13 protein-coding genes are annotated in these 16,231 nt (G+C 40.8%); 8 read left to right on the top strand and 5 right to left on the bottom strand.

Annotation, left to right across the window (positions count from 1 at the left end; genetic code table 11):
* Positions 1-511: 511 nt before the first annotated feature.
* The gene (locus H6G77_RS27075) at positions 512-1,882 is read right to left on the bottom strand and encodes an ABC transporter substrate-binding protein (protein ID WP_190873209.1); all 1,371 of its coding nucleotides are present in this window, start codon (positions 1,880-1,882) and stop codon (positions 512-514) included.
* Between the two features lie 155 nt (positions 1,883-2,037).
* Between H6G77_RS27075 and H6G77_RS27070 the strand changes: the two genes are divergently transcribed.
* Both H6G77_RS27070 and H6G77_RS27065 read left to right on the top strand, forming a co-directional pair.
* Complete coding sequence (locus H6G77_RS27070; protein ID WP_190592668.1) at positions 2,038-2,796, top strand: YebC/PmpR family DNA-binding transcriptional regulator; 759 nt, start codon at positions 2,038-2,040, stop codon at positions 2,794-2,796.
* A gap of 522 nt (positions 2,797-3,318) precedes the next feature.
* Positions 3,319-3,603 (top strand): hypothetical protein, encoded by a 285-nt coding sequence (locus H6G77_RS27065; protein WP_190592667.1) that lies wholly within the window; start codon positions 3,319-3,321, stop codon positions 3,601-3,603.
* Between the two features lie 128 nt (positions 3,604-3,731).
* Here H6G77_RS27065 and H6G77_RS27060 read toward each other — a convergent pair whose 3' ends face one another.
* From H6G77_RS27060 to H6G77_RS27050, 3 genes are all read right to left on the bottom strand, one after another.
* Positions 3,732-4,925, bottom strand: coding sequence for a catalase (locus H6G77_RS27060; protein ID WP_190592666.1), 1,194 nt, complete (start codon positions 4,923-4,925; stop codon positions 3,732-3,734).
* A 240-nt stretch (positions 4,926-5,165) separates the two neighbouring features.
* A complete protein-coding gene (locus H6G77_RS27055) occupies positions 5,166-6,803 on the bottom strand; it encodes a peroxidase family protein (RefSeq protein WP_190592665.1) in 1,638 nt (545 codons plus the stop codon).
* 54 nt (positions 6,804-6,857) lie between these two features.
* Positions 6,858-7,868, bottom strand: a complete 1,011-nt coding sequence (locus H6G77_RS27050; RefSeq protein WP_190873208.1) for a DUF2235 domain-containing protein — start codon at positions 7,866-7,868, stop codon at positions 6,858-6,860.
* A gap of 369 nt (positions 7,869-8,237) precedes the next feature.
* Here H6G77_RS27050 and H6G77_RS27045 point away from each other — a divergent pair, with 369 nt between their 5' ends.
* From H6G77_RS27045 to H6G77_RS27020, 6 genes are all read left to right on the top strand, one after another.
* Positions 8,238-9,506 carry an FAD-dependent hydroxylase gene (locus H6G77_RS27045; protein ID WP_190592663.1) on the top strand — a complete coding sequence of 423 codons (1,269 nt, stop codon included), beginning with the start codon at positions 8,238-8,240 and terminating at the stop codon, positions 9,504-9,506.
* A gap of 81 nt (positions 9,507-9,587) precedes the next feature.
* Positions 9,588-10,046, top strand: coding sequence for an endonuclease domain-containing protein (locus H6G77_RS27040; RefSeq protein WP_190873207.1), 459 nt, complete (start codon positions 9,588-9,590; stop codon positions 10,044-10,046).
* Positions 10,047-10,220: 174 nt separating this feature from the next.
* Complete coding sequence (locus H6G77_RS27035) at positions 10,221-10,688, top strand: MarR family winged helix-turn-helix transcriptional regulator (protein WP_190592657.1); 468 nt, start codon at positions 10,221-10,223, stop codon at positions 10,686-10,688.
* A gap of 143 nt (positions 10,689-10,831) precedes the next feature.
* Positions 10,832-12,286, top strand: a complete 1,455-nt coding sequence (locus H6G77_RS27030; protein ID WP_190873206.1) for an HlyD family secretion protein — start codon at positions 10,832-10,834, stop codon at positions 12,284-12,286.
* A 58-nt stretch (positions 12,287-12,344) separates the two neighbouring features.
* Positions 12,345-13,607, top strand: a complete 1,263-nt coding sequence (locus tag H6G77_RS27025; RefSeq protein ID WP_190873205.1) for an MFS transporter — start codon at positions 12,345-12,347, stop codon at positions 13,605-13,607.
* A 152-nt stretch (positions 13,608-13,759) separates the two neighbouring features.
* A complete protein-coding gene (locus tag H6G77_RS27020) occupies positions 13,760-15,328 on the top strand; it encodes a DHA2 family efflux MFS transporter permease subunit (protein WP_190673996.1) in 1,569 nt (522 codons plus the stop codon).
* Positions 15,329-15,535: 207 nt separating this feature from the next.
* Here H6G77_RS27020 and H6G77_RS27015 read toward each other — a convergent pair whose 3' ends face one another.
* On the bottom strand, positions 15,536-16,189 hold the full coding sequence (locus H6G77_RS27015; RefSeq protein ID WP_190873204.1) for a tetratricopeptide repeat protein: 654 nt from the start codon (positions 16,187-16,189) through the stop codon (positions 15,536-15,538).
* Positions 16,190-16,231: the final 42 nt, after the last annotated feature.

Below are 16,231 nucleotides of genomic sequence, written 5' to 3'. Positions count from 1 at the left end.
CTGTGGTTAGCCTTTGTGGTGTGTCTACCTGATCCGAGCAGGAATAAGACAGACAATCTAAAATCATAATTTATTTATAGGAATAACGTCAATATAAATATGCACAGAGGTTGTCTGTGGACAATTGGGTAAGGGTGCAGAGGACTCATATAGGAATATGGTTTGATTCCTGAATCTAATTGTGTAGGTAGGGAGTAGGGAATGGGGAGTAGGGAGTAGGAAAGAAGCCTGATCTGGGTGTACTGATTTTTTTCCCAAATCAAATATGAGTCCTACATTTAATTTGGATAAAAATCACAGTACACCCAAAAAATACTCTTTCCGACTCCCCTACTCCCTACTTCCCCCTCCCAGCCGAGTCAGTTGAGTAAATTTACAGATTATTTTTTTAGAATTTGCGTAAAGTTGGTGAATATGGCTGAAGTTAATAGTGACACAGAACAGCACCAACAAAATCTGAGCGGAAGATGTCACTGCTCAGATTTTTCCCTTGATTATGGTGATTTTGGAGTTATTTAAAGATTAAATCTAGCCGTTGCTGACTAGTTTGGAGTGCTTCTGTTGGCGAAAGTTTACCCAGTAACACAGCTTCTACTGCCCGTCCGATACTATCGGAAATGCGATTGTAACCAGGAAAAATCGGGCGACTCCGGCCATACTCTGCCTGTGCTAAAAAGACTTGTAATTGTGGTATTTTATCGATAAATTCTTGATATTTGGCGCTTTGGCGGGATTTTAAGTTAATTGGTAAATAACCTGTTCCGAGGGCTAATTCTGTTTGAAAATCAGCACTCATGGCATATTCCGCAAATTTGAAGGTTGCTTTTTGGCGTTCTGGCGTGGTTTTGAATAAGAAGAGGTTTTCACCGCCAACATTTGTAGCGGGTTTTTGGTTCACTGGCAGGGGAAATACACCAAAATCAACGTTAGTATCTTGAAATTGACCTAAATTCCAAGGGCCATTGATTTGCATTGCGACTTTACCCGATAACAAGGGGTCTGTTTCATAACCTCGTTCTGGGGCAGATAACATTGTGGAACCGTCTGTAATTAAGTTACGCCAAAATTGTAAAGCTGCGATCGCTCCTGCATTTTCGGTTAATCTCACACCTGCGGGATTTTGGGCATCACCAGTCACCAACTCACCGCCACTACTCCACATAAATGGCAACCAACTAAAAACTGTAAATTCACCTTTACCCAAGGGCAGAAACATTCCATACTGGTCTATTTGCCCATCATTGTTAAAATCACGGGTTAATTTTTGGGCAACTTGGCGAAATTCTTGCCAATTGCGCGGAAGTTCTTTAATTCCTGCCGCTTTGAATAAACTTGGACGGTAAAAAATGCCCAGGTTATTGGTAGCAAAGGGAACTGACCATAACTGGCCTTTGTATTCCATTGCCCCATATAAGGTTGGGTCAATTTCGTTTTTGACTGGGGAATTGGCTAACATCTCATCTACAGGAATTAGCGCCCCTAGTTCCACCAATTGTCCAGCAATAGTTGGGTTGTACCACAATAAATCCGGTGGGGCATTGCCAACAACAGCAGCCAAAATTTTTGGTGCTTGCTGATCCTGTTGCCCAATGTATAATGATTCGACTTGAATATCTTTATGGGTTTGGTTAAATTTATCTACCAACTTTTGTAAGACATCTCGATTTGGTGGTGGATTCACCCCATGCCATAAAGTAATATGAGTAATTTTGCCTGCTTCTACTCTAGAACGCAGAGTTTGACATCCACTTAAAGCAACTATGCCGATGAGCAGTAATAACAGTGATTGCTGAAAATATTGCAGCAATTTCTTTTTTCTGCGCCTAAATGTGCGACTAGTACGCAAAAATCGTGCCAAAATTCGTTGGAGAAGATGAATCATTAATTTAACAGGGAATAGCAACTCTTGAAGAATGAAAGTTAAATTTCTATACTTCAGACTAGCCTGCGGCAAGCTGCTTCGCATCTACAGACTTCACACTTCATACTTCACTTGTATATCCTAATCTTTGGAGATAGCGGAAATAGTTACAAGTTATGGCAGGTCATAGTAAATGGGCTAATATTAAGCGCCAAAAGGCTGTAGTGGATGCTAAAAGAGGAAAAACTTTCACGCAGTTATCGCGGGCTATTATTGTGGCGGCGAGAAATGGTGTACCAGACCCGGCGGGGAATTTTCAACTACGTACAGCGATTGAAAAGGCGAAGGCGGCGGGTATCCCCAATGATAATATTGAACGAGCGATCGCTAAAGGTGCAGGTACATTTAACGGTGATAACCATAGCCTGGAAGAAATTCGCTACGAAGGTTACGGCCCCGGTGGTGTGGCAATTTTAGTTGAAGCCTTGACTGATAATCGCAATCGCACGGCGGCTGATTTACGGGTGGCTTTTAGTAAAAACGGCGGTAATTTGGGTGAGACTGGTTGCGTTAGCTGGATGTTTGACCAAAAAGGCGTGTGTGTTGTCCAGGGTGTGGTTGATGAAGACCAGCTTTTAGAAGCATCTTTAGAAGGCGGCGCTGAGTCTTATGAAATGACCGAAGATGAAACGGCGGAAGTATTCACCGAGGTTGCTAATTTAGAAATTCTCAACAAAACCCTGAAAGACAAAGGCTTTAAAGTCACTGATGCCGAATTGCGCTGGATTCCCAGTAATAATGTAGAAGTTACAGATTCTGATCAGGCGCGATCGCTCCTCAAATTAATTGATACTCTAGAAAGCTTAGATGATGTGCAGAATGTCACATCTAATTTTGATATGTCAGAACAGTTATTGGCTGTGAGCGTTGTTTAAGCATCTAGAAACCAGGTGGTAAACAGTTGGTCATTTTTGCCCAATTTGACACAGAAAATTTATATGCAGAACAAAATAATGACACACTGCTTTGCGATAGTTTTGTTTGTAAGTTACTGATGAGATGTCCATTCTCGCTAAGTAATTAGCTTCAAGGTTACTCCGGCTTTAGTCTTCTCAACTTCCAAGATGTTTATTTGTTTTCATCTACATTTTAGAGGAGACTAATCAGCCATTTCTCAAAATAAAATTTTACAGGAGGTTACAGTATTAAGTCTAAAATCTAACCTTTTGTCCAAATCCTAGATTCTTCAACAGATAAATTTCAAATTTATTTTCCTAATTTGTTTTTTATACTATGTTGCCCTGTAGCATATAATAACTGCCGTGAAAAACGGCAGTTTTTTTTATACTGATCAAATTTCTCAAATTCACACAAAATCCATATCAAAAACAAGCAAATGACATAAGTAACTGGCATATTTAAATCATCAACTCATCGAGCAGAAATTAGGAAATACGATGAAAAACCTCATCAAAGTTTTAGTCTTAGCTTTGGCAGTTTCTTCACCTCTTGCTGTGATTACACCTGCTGTTCATGCGGAAACTACATCTACTACTAAAACAGCACCTTTAGCTAAAATAGATACTAGTAAAACTCATCACAAAGCAGCTATCACTAAGAGCAAGAGTCAGGTAAAATCAGGCAAACATACAAAACACTTAAAGCATCACAAGCATCACAAGCACACTGCTACAAATTTAACTAATAAATCTAATACTGCTGCTAACAAGGCTCACAAATAACAGTTCTACATAGATTTATATCTTCTCAAGTTTCTGGATAAATAATTAATCAGGGTGAAACTCGCTGTTATCTGTAGATAACAGCGAGATTTTTTTTGTAATTACTAGTTTTACTAGTTTTACTAGTTTTAAACTTTTGTCTCGCTGGTCGGTTCTTGATATTTGACTCCCCGTTTTGTATGGCGGGAATTAGCAACAATAGGATACACAACAGAACGTAAGCGATTAATTGCACCAACAGGACGATGAACAGCTAAACCATTTCCTGGCGAAAATCGGAGATTTTCACCAAAGTCATTTTCTAGGGGAGAATTGACTTTTTGATGTTTAACCGTTAGACGACCAATTGTAAAAAAGGGTGATTCTTCTTCACTCCAAATAATGGTGGAATCATCAACAGACATTTCTGGTTTAGTTTGAAATTGAATTTGGAAATCCCAAGTATATTCTGCATCTGGCTTGGCTAAAGCTTGCATAATATCTTCTCGGTAATAGTTATCCTCTGCACCAGAAGTTTTAACACGTTGAAGCTCGCTTTCTGGTCTTGACTCTAGAGGTAGGGGTTGATGAGGTGCTTGACTAGAAACTGGAACAAACCCATATTTAATGACTGCTGGGTATTCTACAGGAACTCGACCTACTTGGGATGGATCAAAATCTGATTTGAGTCCCACAGCATAAGCTGAAGCACTCCAATAGCGTTCTGTGAGTAAACTTTTAGGAAACCGTTTGAAACTGGTTTGTAAAAGAGTGGCTTCGTAGGGATGTAACTTGAGCCAAATTAGCACCAACAACCTAAAAAGTGGAAACAACCCGGCTCGATAAATTGTCAAAAAGAAGCTGTAGAAGTCTTTAATAGTTCTTACAAAAAAGACATCATGATTATGAACAATAATGTCATGGGTGTGTAACTCATGACTGTGGGGTATTCGTTCTCCTTCGACACCTATAATTTTAACTGCCATCGAGCGTGTATCGCCTTCATAATCATTTTTGACTGAAAATGCTCCACTGGCAAATCTTAACCACACCGGATATTGTTTTGCTTGAGCAAATAAACCTTGTTTGAGGGAAATTCCGTGAATTTCAGCTTCAGTTAATGCAGTGCGTTGACGCAATTCTTGTTTAATTGCTGCTTCATCAAAGTCAAAAATTTCTAAAGTACCTTGAACAGCAGCGTGGGTTTTAGAGTGAGTGTCTCGCTTGGCGATTTTCTGCTTTTCACCTTTGTACAGATTATCCATATTCTTTTTGACTAGCTCACTCATCAAAGCACAGTATTTAGCTTCTTCTTGTTCTGGATATTCAGTAAATAGTTTCATTTTGCAGTTGCTAGATAAGTAGAAGAATTAAATTAAAACGTAAGAATTCAGCACCGAGGAGTCAGAATTCAGAATTTAGAACTATCTGTAGGATTAGCAAATTAATTCATCAAATATTTTTCCTTATTCTTTAAACCTTCTGACTCCTGAATACTTACATTAAAACATGAGAGTTTTAGATCCCCGACTTCTTTGAGAAGTCGGGGATCTGTTTGTCTCTATCAATCAAACTCAAATGGGCTATGCTTTGTGCAGGTCAAAAGTAACTTTATACTTTTTACCTGATGACGGAACGTTGCGATTTACTAAATCTGAGACGGTGTTGGTAGTTTGATAGATTTCCCAACCGATAGGCGAAAGCGTATCTTTATTGAAGATTTTCGGTGATAGTAAAGGATTGGTCAGAGCTTGGGAAAAAGCATCAATCCCAATTAACCTTGCGACTAACGGAGGAATCGTAGAATTTTGTCGCACATCTTCTGAGTAGAGTCCTACAAAGAATTCAATATTATCAACATGACCATAGAATTCTTTGAGTTTTTGTTGAGTAAATTCATCACCAGTAATTTGATCAAAGCTGGTGACTCTGGGGAAACCACACAATTCTCGGTAATCGTTGTAGCTGGCTAATTGTAGTTCTCTGCCGAGTCTGATGGAAGGTAATTCAGCTAATTCAACTAAGATATCAGGCGTGTTGAATAAACCAATTCTTGTCCCTGCTTGCGAACAAGTTTCTTCCATTAATGAGCCTAAACCTTGGTCAATTAATATTTTATTGTTCCAGAGAGTTTCGACAACATGAGTTGGTTTACCATTACAAACAAATTTTTCAGGAATCGCACTATGCCAACGATAAACAAAGTCAAATTCAATGGCCATGTGATTGGTACGATACCAACTTTCTTTAGTAAAAGCTTCTGGATCAGCAAATAGCTTAAAGTGATAAGGAGTGATGTGGTTGATGTACTCTTCCATAATAATTTTGAGAATAATTGCCATAAGAATATTTCTGGCAGTTTGGAAGAGACGTTCATCATCCCAATCAGGATAATTCTTGGATAAGACATCACACAGACGATTGTGTTCGCGCAGACAAAGAACATTCAGCATGACATAGCCAATTTGGACATTGGCTCGTTCTACTCCCATCGCAAACATATATTGTTTTTTATCGGCTGGCTGTCTTTTTTCATCATTGATGGGTTCATAAAGACCAGCAAATTGAGAGTCTACTATACCTTGTGCTGGGTCAGAATAATAAAATAGGGGGTATTCTTCTTCTACTCCGTCTTGGCGTTTGAGTTTTTGAGTTTTAAATTTACCACCTTCAAAGCTTCTTAAAAGATGCGTTTGTTTTCTGGTTAAACCATAAACATTACACAAGTCAATTTCATGGTTGGATGTATTTTTTAATTTGTTGTGATGATCGATGCGGAGGAAACTATCGGTAAACCACTGTACCCAATAGGGAAACAGCATAGTTGATTTGCTAGAGTAAATGGTTTGACCGTCTCGTTTGCGGAATAAAATAGCTAGGTCTTCAACTTTGGGAAGATTTTCCGGCGTGTTGAGTTTGGGATCTGGTGGTAAGTGTCTGCCTGTATAGGTGCGATCGTTGAGTGATTCCCAGGAAGTATAAGTATCAGTTTTTTTCGCTCTGTCTGTATCAGGAATATGCTTATCTAGTGTCATCGTACTGTAGGGATTGGGGCGAGTGGGAATTTTGTAGATGAGACTATTGAGCAATGCTTTATTTACTTTCCGTTTAATAGATTCATTACTTTGAAGTAATCCCCAAATTCCTTTAAAATGGGTTAAAACAAATGTTTGAATTTTGTTGTTTAAACCATCTCTGGATGTGTCTCTTTTACCAGCCATAATACTTACCTCTGTATTGATTACAAGTAAAAACAAAAATGCCTAAATTGGAATTTAGTCTAATAGTTTGGCAATAATCTTTTGTAAATTTTTGGGGCGATAGTCTTGGCGAACTTTTAAACGGTTGATTGTGCTGTCGTGTAGTTCTTCAATTGCGTCGCCGACATCCCGCAGCTTGATTCCTGCCAATTTAAAGAATCCAGGGTCATTCTTAAATTCGCATTTATAATTGGGGTTGATCCCTGTGGGAATGACGTTTGGATCAAATTCGAGTCCCAGTCCTAAATCACCAACGGAATCAATCATCCACTGTAAGGCTGCATCAGATAAGCCGCTATGTTCTTCAGTTCCACCACCAACGCAACCATGTTCACCAGGAAACCATTTTTGAATTACCCGTTGGTTTTCGGCTTCAGGGTGGGGTTTCATGGGGGTGACATCAAAGATTTCCCGAATTTCATCGATCGCCATTGCGTGCAGTGCATTTTGGATATCTTTGTTTAAAGTGGTGTCGTGGAATCTGTAACGCTGATTCAGTTGGTCGTGAACTTTTTTGAAGGCGGCTAACCCAGGAATCCCCAGCGCCCCAACAGTATCAAAACAACCAATTAAGGTGATCGGAACGCGATCGCCATATTTGTTCCGATAATCTACAGCTTCTTTATCTTTGGGCTTGACATTGCGTTTCCGATAAAGTTCGTACGCTTCATGGGCTTTGGTGATATGTGGTCGGTCTAGCAAACCTGAACAATAAATCATTCCCGCTAGACTTCTGACTGTATAAGCACCACGACTAAAGCCAAACAAATAAATTTCATCACCAGGAACATAGTTCAGCACCAGAAATCGATAGCAATCTTCGATATTTCTATCAATTCCTAATCCTGTTGCTCCACCTAAAATCTTTTGATTTTCAGTACCAATTCCCTCATCATAAAATACAATCTGCGGAACTCCGTCATTTGCAGTTGGTTTCACTGATTGAGCCAGTTTCACAACATTGCTGGGGTAGGCATTTGTTAACTGTTGCCAAGTTCCATCACAACAAATTACAAGACGTTTCATTATTCTGTTTTCAGGTCATGAAGTAGTTTTAGTGCAGCCAAAAACTGTCAAACTTCAACTCATAATTTATAAGTTAAATTAAGACTTTTTGCGTATGGTAATTATGTTTTTTTAGTAACCAAAATTACCATAAGCTAGACTACAAATACTTTATTAATCCAGCAAGTATTTGTACAATAAATTTACTTTCCCTCTCCTTGAAGCGGACAGTTAAGACAGTTAAGACATTTAAGCCAAGTAAATTAGTTAGAAAAATTCATGAATTACTGAGTTATTTTGATGGCAGGATTGAGAGTTTAGGTTTTAACTTGCTCTATTGGGGGCGATCGCGTAAGAATAATAGTTAGGATTGCTTAATTTCTCTTAACAATGGCGCTAACGCAGTTTACTCAAACTATTTCCCCCCAGCAACCCGCAACAGACAAACGGGGGTATGACTATGATTTGGTGATTGTCGGCGGTGGAATTGTTGGGTTAACCCTAGCCGCAGCTTTGAAAGATTCTGGCTTGAATATCTTGCTCATTGAGGCGAAGGTAACATCAGCATCTGTAGCCAAAGGCCAAGCTTATGCAGTGCATCTGCTATCGGCGCTGATTTACCAAGGTATTGGCATTTGGGATAAAATCTTACCCCACATCGCCAAATATCGTCATGTGCGGCTTTCGGATGCTGACTATCCTGATGTGGTGGAATTTGACGCGGCAGATATTGGGAGAAGTTCGCCAGAGTTGGGTTACGTGGCTGAACACCAAGCTTTGTTACAGCCATTGCAAGAATTTGTCCAGAAATGTCCGAATGTGAATTACCTTTGTCCGGCTGAGGTGGTGAATACACAGCATCAGCAGGATATAGTGGCAATCGATATCAAGATTTCTGAGCAGACATACACAGTCCGCAGTAAATTATTGGTGGCGGCGGATGGATCGCGATCGCCAATTCGCCAAGCGGCGGGAATCAAAACTCATGGCTGGAAATATTGGCAGTCTTGTATAGTGGCTTTTGTCAAACCAGAAAAACCCCACAACGATACTGCTTACGAAAGATTTTGGCCGAGTGGCCCCTTTGCAATTTTACCTCTGCCGGGGAACCGTTGCCGCATTGTCTGGACAGCCCCTCACGAAGAAGCGAAGGCTTTGTGTGCTTTGGATGATGAGCAATTTTTGGCAGAACTGAGCCGCCGCTACGGTGATCACATGGGTAAATTGGAGTTACTTGGCGATCGCTTTGTCTTCCAAGTCCAACTGATGCAAAGCGATCGCTACGTCCTCCCCCGTTTGGCATTAATTGGCGATGCAGCCCACAACTGTCACCCCGTCGGCGGACAAGGCTTAAACCTCGGTATCCGCGATGCAGCCGCCCTCGCCCAAATTATCCAAACAGCCCACAAAAAAGGCGAAGATATCGGTAAAATTCAAGTCCTCAAACGCTATGAACGCTGGCGGAAACTGGAGAACCTGACAATTTTAGGGTTCACCGATTTGTTAGATAGAATGTTTTCTAACCAAATCCTACCTTTGGTAGCGGTGCGGCGTTTGGGTTTATGGTTGATGCAGCGCGTTCCAGTGTTAAAGGTATTCGCGCTTAAATTGATGATTGGCTTAAAGGGGCGGACTCCGCAATTAGCACAACGGTTTTAACAATCAACTTTGGTAACTTGATTTTGGCAATGCGATCGGACTGGAAATAATAGATGAAATATTCATTAGCCAACAGCGCAAATGACCCAATATCAAAACTCCAAGCCAAAACCTCTCAAAAACTCTAATTCTCCCTCCTCGCTTGCGGGGAGGGGGTTAGGGGGTGGGGTTCCAGGCCAAGTTTGGCAAACCACACCTCAACTTTGGGACAGACTCAAACCTTTGGCGCGACAAATGCGGTGTGAACCAACTCCAGCAGAAAAGCGACTTTGGGAGAAGTTGAGACACAAGCAACTTTTGGGGTTCAAGTTCCGTCGCCAGCAAACAATTGACCGTTTTATCGTCGATTTTTACTGTAGTGAAGCGCAGTTAGTGGTGGAAGTGGATGGCGAAATTCACGATTACACCCAAGTAGAAGATGCAATACGTCAAGAGTTTTTGGAGAGTTTAGGGTTACAGGTTGTGCGATTTAGAAATGAGGATGTGATGGAGAGGATAGAGGGGGTGTTAGATGATATTGCTGCTTGTTTGCAGAGATGAACCCCACCCCCAACCCCCTCCTTGCCTGCGGGGAGGGGGCTAATTGTTATGTGGTTTTTGATGGTGTGTGCGATCGCACCTCTTGTGCCAATTTCTTGCTAAATCTATCACCTGCTTGCCAAAATGAGTTATTCTGGTTATGCTAAATATTACGTATACGAAGTATTTTACCTAATGGTTACTCAACCTAATAATTCTACTACTTGTGAGTCTTGGCAGCAAGTTTTAGCGCCTTACAATTTGGGTTATCGAATCAAACTACTTTCACAACTGCTGACCCGCAAGTTGACTGACAAACTAGAACCTTTTGGGCTAACACCATTTCATTGGTTGGTGCTGTGTTGTTTGTGGCAAGAAGATGGTTTACCCACATCCAGTATTGGTGAGAAGTTGCAGCAGGTAGGTGGGACTTTAACAGGCGTACTAGACCGGATGGAAGAACGAGGCTTAGTCCGTCGAGAACGAGATGTACACGATCGCCGAATTTGGCGTATCTGGTTGACGGATGCAGGTAAGGAACTAGAAAAAGTATTACCGCCACTAGCCGCAGAATTACGTGAAGAAGCTATGCGTGGTATTTCCACCGATGACCGGGAATACTTTTCTCAATTGCTCAATAAAGCCATTGCTAACCTATCTTAAGGCTGGATGACAATCGCCCATTTGGGTGAAGCTATGTATAAATTTATTTGCGAAAATATTTAGCATCCTAAATAAAAGAATAGAAGCTACTTGCAACTAAATAGTACGTATTCTAAATAATTGCCGCAAGGAAGAAGCTAACTATGACAACAACCACATTAAACGGACGCAAAAAAGAGAAAACATCTGTTGTCGAAACAGAAATAATTACTGATACTGAGACTTTAGATGCAGTGATCGCCACGCCAGAAGCACCGGAAACCGATGTCCACCCGCAGCCAGAGAAAAAACCCCGTAGTTCAAAGCGATTACCTTTAATTTTGGCGGGGTTGGGTGTAGGTGCGATCGCTGCTGGTACATTTGGTTATAACTACTGGCAATACGCTTCCTCTCACGAAGAAACAGACAATGCCACTGTTAGCGGGCATGTTCACCAAGTTAGTAGCAAAATTCCCGGAACGGTTGCTCAAGTTTTAGTCAACGACAACCAAGAAGTGCAACCGGGACAGTTACTAGTTAAACTTGACCCCCGTGACTATGAAAGTAAAGTGCAGCAAGCCGCCGCCGCCTTAGCCAACGCCCGCAGTCAAGCCGAAGCCGCCGCCGCCAATATTGCCTTAACGGCGGAAACCACCAATGCTAAGACAACTCAAGCCCAAGGTGATGTGAGCGGGGCGGTATCTGCCATTTCCACCGCCCAAGCAGCAGTACGAGAAGCCCAAGCCGGGATTCCCGCCGCCCAAGCCGATGTGGAATTAGCCCAAGCCGGGATTCCCGCCGCCCAAGCCCAGGTAGCCCAAGCCAACGCCAACCTGCAAAAAGCGGAAACAGATTACAACCGTTACAACAGCTTATATAAAGAAGGTGCGATCGCTCGTCAACAGTTGGATGCAGCCAAAGCCGCCTATGATGTCGCTTTAGCCCAGAAAAATGCCGCCATCCAAGGAGTTGAACAAGCCCAAGCCAGATTAGCCTCTGCCAAAGTTGGGGTAGCTCAAGCCCAATCTCGACTCGCCCAAGCCCAAGAAGGTGTCACCAGCGCCCAAGCAAAACTCGCAGCATCGAGAGGCGGATTGCAACAAGCTACGGCTGGAACTCAAGATACTAGCGTCAAACGTAGCCAATACGAAGCTGCTAAAGCTGCGATCGCCCAGGCTGAAGCATCCTTAAAAGATGCCCAATTGCAGTTATCCTACACCAACGTTACTGCCCCTAGTGCTGGGCGAGTTGGTAAAAAAACCGTGGAAATTGGCAATAGAATCCAAGCCGGAACACCATTAATGGCGATTGTTGATAACGAAAACTGGGTAGTAGCCAACTTTAAAGAAACCCAACTAGAAAGAATGCGCCCCGGACAACCAGTAGAAGTCAAACTCGATGCCTTTCCTCACCACACCTTTAGCGGCAAAGTTGACAGCATTTCCCCGGCTTCCGGCGCTCAATTTGCTTTATTACCACCAGACAACGCGACAGGTAACTTTACCAAAGTAGTGCAACGCATTCCTGTGAAGATAGTTTTAGACCAAAAGAGTATCCAAGGTTACGACTCCAGGATTACACCAGGGATGTCTGCGGAAGTTAGTGTGGAAGTTAAATAAAGTTTGTAATGAACTTGAGTGAAATGAGCATCAATTCCTGACAAATAACAAATGACAAATGACCAAATTTAAACAGTTGCAACTACCTGCCTTTCAGTCAAAAAACTATCGCTTGTTTTTTGCGGGACAAGGAATTTCCTTAATTGGCACATGGATGACTCAACTAGCTACTGTTTGGCTAGTGTATGACTTAACTAATTCACCATTAATGCTAGGTGTAGTTGGATTTGCTAGTCAAATCCCCAGTTTTTTTCTCGCTCCCTTTGGTGGCGTGTTTGTAGATCGCTTTTCGCGGTATCGTACTTTAATTGGCACGCAAATTATGGCGATGATCCAGTCTTTAGCGTTAGCTGTACTAACACTAACAGGCATGATTCAAATTTGGCATATCATCGCGTTGAGTTTATTACAAGGATTGATTAACGCTTTAGATGCGCCAGCTAGACAAGCATTTGTCCCGGAACTAGTTGAACGTAGAGAAGATTTAGCGAATGCGATCGCCATCAATTCAACTATGATTAATGGGGCGCGACTTATTGGCCCCGCCATAGGCGGATTATTAATTGCCAGAGTTGGTGTTGCTTACTGTTTTTTAATCGACGGCTTGAGTTACATTGCTGTGATTGCCAGCTTACTAGCAATGAACATTAAGCCGTGGAAAATACCGTCTAGTCCAGATAATCCCTTAAAAAGAGTTAAAGAGGGATTTATTTATGCTTTTACCTTTCCCCCAATTCGCGCCATTTTATTACTATCAGCTTTAGTTAGTTTAATGGGGTTGCAAAATACAATTCTAGTACCAGTTTTTGCCGAAACAATCTTCAAAGGTGGTGCCGAAACTTTAGGCTTTTTAATGGCAGCATCAGGCGTGGGAGCATTATCAGGGGGGATATATCTCGCTACTCGTAAAACTATTTTAGGCATTGGGAAATTAATTGCGATCGCACCAGCAATATTAGGCTGTGGTCTGATTGCATTTTCTGTTTCTCGATTTTTACCATTGTCTTTATTCACAATGCTATTTGTCGGTTTAGGAACAATTTTACAAATTGCTGCAAGTAATACCTTTTTGCAAACCATTGTGGAAGAAGATAAACGTGGAAGGTTAATGAGTCTATACACAATGTCATTTTTAGGTATGATACCTATAGGCAATTTAATCGGCGGTGGAATTGCAGATATCATTGGCGCTCCTAATACATTAATTATTGATGGTATAGCTTGTATTATCGGTTCAATATTTTTTAGTAGACAACTGCCAGTTTTACGGCAAATGGTAATACCGATTTATGAACAGAAAGGTATTTTAGTTAGGAAGTAAATTGGTGTTGAATTTGGTGATTTATTTTACGCCCAGATGCAGAGAGATTTAAGAGAGTATCGGTAGATAAAAACTCTGTCATCTCCAACCTCCTATCAATGGTACATTTTTAATATTCTCCCAATCTTCGCCCCTCAAAATGGAGCATGACTATGGCTAATATTTCGGCTGTAGCACCAGAAGGCATACCCTTAAGAACTTGGATTGGTGTATTAGCCAGTATGCTTGGTGCCTTTATGGCAGTTTTAGATATTCAAATCACTAACGCTTCATTGCAAGAAATTCAAGCATCTTTAGGTGCAACTTTAGAAGAAGGTTCTTGGATTTCTACTGCTTATCTTGTCGCCGAAATTGTCGTCATTCCCTTAACTGGATGGTTATCGCGGGTTTTTTCCCTCAGACTTTATTTATTAGTTAATACTGGATTATTTATCTTCTTTTCTATTTGCTGCGCTTGGGCGTGGGATTTAAATTCCATGATTGTTTTTCGGGCTTTGCAAGGCTTTACAGGAGGCGTTTTAATTCCTTCAGCTTTGACGGTTGTGTTAACAACTTTACCACCCGCCAAACAATCAATAGGACTTGCCGCATTTGCTATTACAGCAGTTTTCGCTCCATCAATTGGCCCGACTTTAGGCGGTTGGTTAACAGAAAATTATAGTTGGGAATATAGTTTTTATATCAATGTGTTTCCTGGTGCATTAATGCTGGCGGGTGTATGGTATGGAATTAAGCAAGTCCAACCCCAAATTCAGTTATTAAAACAAGGTGATTGGTGGGGAATTTTTTCAATGGCTATTGGCTTAGGTTCCCTACAAGTTGTGTTGGAAGAAGGTAGCCGGAAAGATTGGTTTGGCTCACCATTAATTGTACGTTTAAGTATTATTGCCGCAATTTTTCTGACTTTATTTTTCTTGATTGAATTAACTCGTAAGCAACCATTTATTAATTTACGTTTATTACGTTATCGTAACTTTGGTTTAGCTAGTGTTGTAAATGTTTCCCTAGGGATAGGGTTATATGGTTCGATTTATATTTTGCCTTTGTATCTGGCTCAAATTCAAAAATATAACGCACTGCAAATTGGTGAGGTGTTAATTTGGGCAGGGATTCCCCAGTTATTTATTATTCCGTTTATTCCCAAACTTATGCAACGCATTGATGTGCGGTTTATGGTGGCATTAGGAGTAACTTTGTTTGCTATTAGTGCATTTATGAATGCGGGATTGACTAATCAAACCGGGTTAGATCAATTACGTTGGTCACAATTAGTCAGGGCAATGGGACAACCATTAATTATGGTTCCACTGACATCTATTGCAACTGCTGGGTTAAATCCTAAAGATGCAGGTTCAGCCAGTGGTTTATTTAATATGATGCGGAATATGGGTGGTTCTATTGGAATTGCTGTGTTAGCAACTTTATTAAGTAATAGAGAGCAATTTCACTCGAATAGATTAGGCGATGCTGTGTCTTTATATAACCCAGAAACGCAACAGCGAATTGACCAAATGACACAATATTTTATCAGCCGTGGTGCAGATTTAAGCACAGCACAAAATCAGGCGATCGCATCTATTTCCAATGTTGTTCGCCGCGAAGCATTTGTTATGGCTTTTAATGATTGTTTTTACTTTATTGGTCTAGCTTTATTACTTAGTGGGATTGCGATTTTATTCATTAAAAAAGTAAAAGCAACTGGTGGTGCAGTTGCCCATTAAATTTAGCTAATCAAACATTTCAGAGTCAACATAAATTTTGTAGAGACTGATTAATTGTATCTTCATCAAGAAACGGTATTAGACTCTTAGTCTTATGAATAAAAAGATACCCGACTTCTTAAAGAAGTCGGGTATCTGAATCTTGCCGGGAAATTTATTTATGGGAATTTCCCTGTTGCCTGTTACATTTTAATACTGAATTCTTTTTCAAGATACGCCAGGATTATCAGCAGCCCGAATTTGTTTTAACATTTGTTCAATCTGGTAAACTCTATCATTGCGACTTTGGGTTTTAAAAATATTTAAAGCTTTTTCTAAAGAAGCAACCGCCTCATCTTTTTTATTAACTTGCCATAGTGCTTGTCCTAAATTAGTCATGGCTTCCCCATAACTAGGGTTTATTTCTAAAGCTTTGCGATATTGACTAATAGCATCATCCCAACGGTCTTGAGTTGCATACACAACACCGATCGCATTGTAAGCTAAAGCATATTTTGGCTTGAGACGAAGGGCTTCTTGATAAGCTGTAATCGCTGCTTCTGGTTGCTTTTGTCGCCGCAGTACATTACCAAGTTGAAAATGTCCAAAAGCATCGTCGGGATACTTTTTAATTAATCTACGTAAGACTTTTTCTGCACCTGTTAAATCACCACTGTTTAATAAATTGTTTGCTTGTTGAACTAGTTGCGATCGCTCGGAATTTCCATCATCCTGAAATTGTGCTAGTTTTTGTGGTTGTTTTTGAGTAATTTGTGCATTTTCTTGCAATGCAACTTGTGTAGGAACTGCTAACACTAATGGCGATTCACCAATTGCAGCTATGAGACTCACTATGATGCTACTAATGGGTAGAATCTTCATTGCCTTCCACTCCTCAATAATGTCTTAATCCTTATCATAGAT

The organism is Aulosira sp. FACHB-615 (assembly GCF_014698045.1).
In the GTDB taxonomy this organism is placed as follows: Bacteria; Cyanobacteriota; Cyanobacteriia; order Cyanobacteriales; family Nostocaceae; genus Nostoc_B.
Note: the sequence above shows the minus strand (reverse complement) of the source record. Positions and strands in the feature narration are given on the sequence as shown.

Excerpts from the sequence above, each read along its gene's own strand:
- H6G77_RS27025 (WP_190873205.1), top strand. The coding sequence starts at position 12,345 with ATGACCAAATTTAAACAGTTGCAACTACCTGCCTTTCAGTCAAAAAAC.
- H6G77_RS27050 (WP_190873208.1), bottom strand. The coding sequence starts at position 7,868 with ATGAAACGTCTTGTAATTTGTTGTGATGGAACTTGGCAACAGTTAACA.
- H6G77_RS27055 (WP_190592665.1), bottom strand. The coding sequence starts at position 6,803 with ATGGCTGGTAAAAGAGACACATCCAGAGATGGTTTAAACAACAAAATT.
- H6G77_RS27040 (WP_190873207.1), top strand. The coding sequence starts at position 9,588 with ATGACCCAATATCAAAACTCCAAGCCAAAACCTCTCAAAAACTCTAAT.
- H6G77_RS27060 (WP_190592666.1), bottom strand. The coding sequence starts at position 4,925 with ATGAAACTATTTACTGAATATCCAGAACAAGAAGAAGCTAAATACTGT.
- H6G77_RS27075 (WP_190873209.1), bottom strand. The coding sequence starts at position 1,882 with ATGATTCATCTTCTCCAACGAATTTTGGCACGATTTTTGCGTACTAGT.
- H6G77_RS27045 (WP_190592663.1), top strand. The coding sequence starts at position 8,238 with ATGGCGCTAACGCAGTTTACTCAAACTATTTCCCCCCAGCAACCCGCA.
- H6G77_RS27015 (WP_190873204.1), bottom strand. The coding sequence starts at position 16,189 with ATGAAGATTCTACCCATTAGTAGCATCATAGTGAGTCTCATAGCTGCA.
- H6G77_RS27070 (WP_190592668.1), top strand. The coding sequence starts at position 2,038 with ATGGCAGGTCATAGTAAATGGGCTAATATTAAGCGCCAAAAGGCTGTA.
- H6G77_RS27035 (WP_190592657.1), top strand. The coding sequence starts at position 10,221 with ATGGTTACTCAACCTAATAATTCTACTACTTGTGAGTCTTGGCAGCAA.
- H6G77_RS27030 (WP_190873206.1), top strand. The coding sequence starts at position 10,832 with ATGACAACAACCACATTAAACGGACGCAAAAAAGAGAAAACATCTGTT.
- H6G77_RS27020 (WP_190673996.1), top strand. The coding sequence starts at position 13,760 with ATGGCTAATATTTCGGCTGTAGCACCAGAAGGCATACCCTTAAGAACT.
- H6G77_RS27065 (WP_190592667.1), top strand. The coding sequence starts at position 3,319 with ATGAAAAACCTCATCAAAGTTTTAGTCTTAGCTTTGGCAGTTTCTTCA.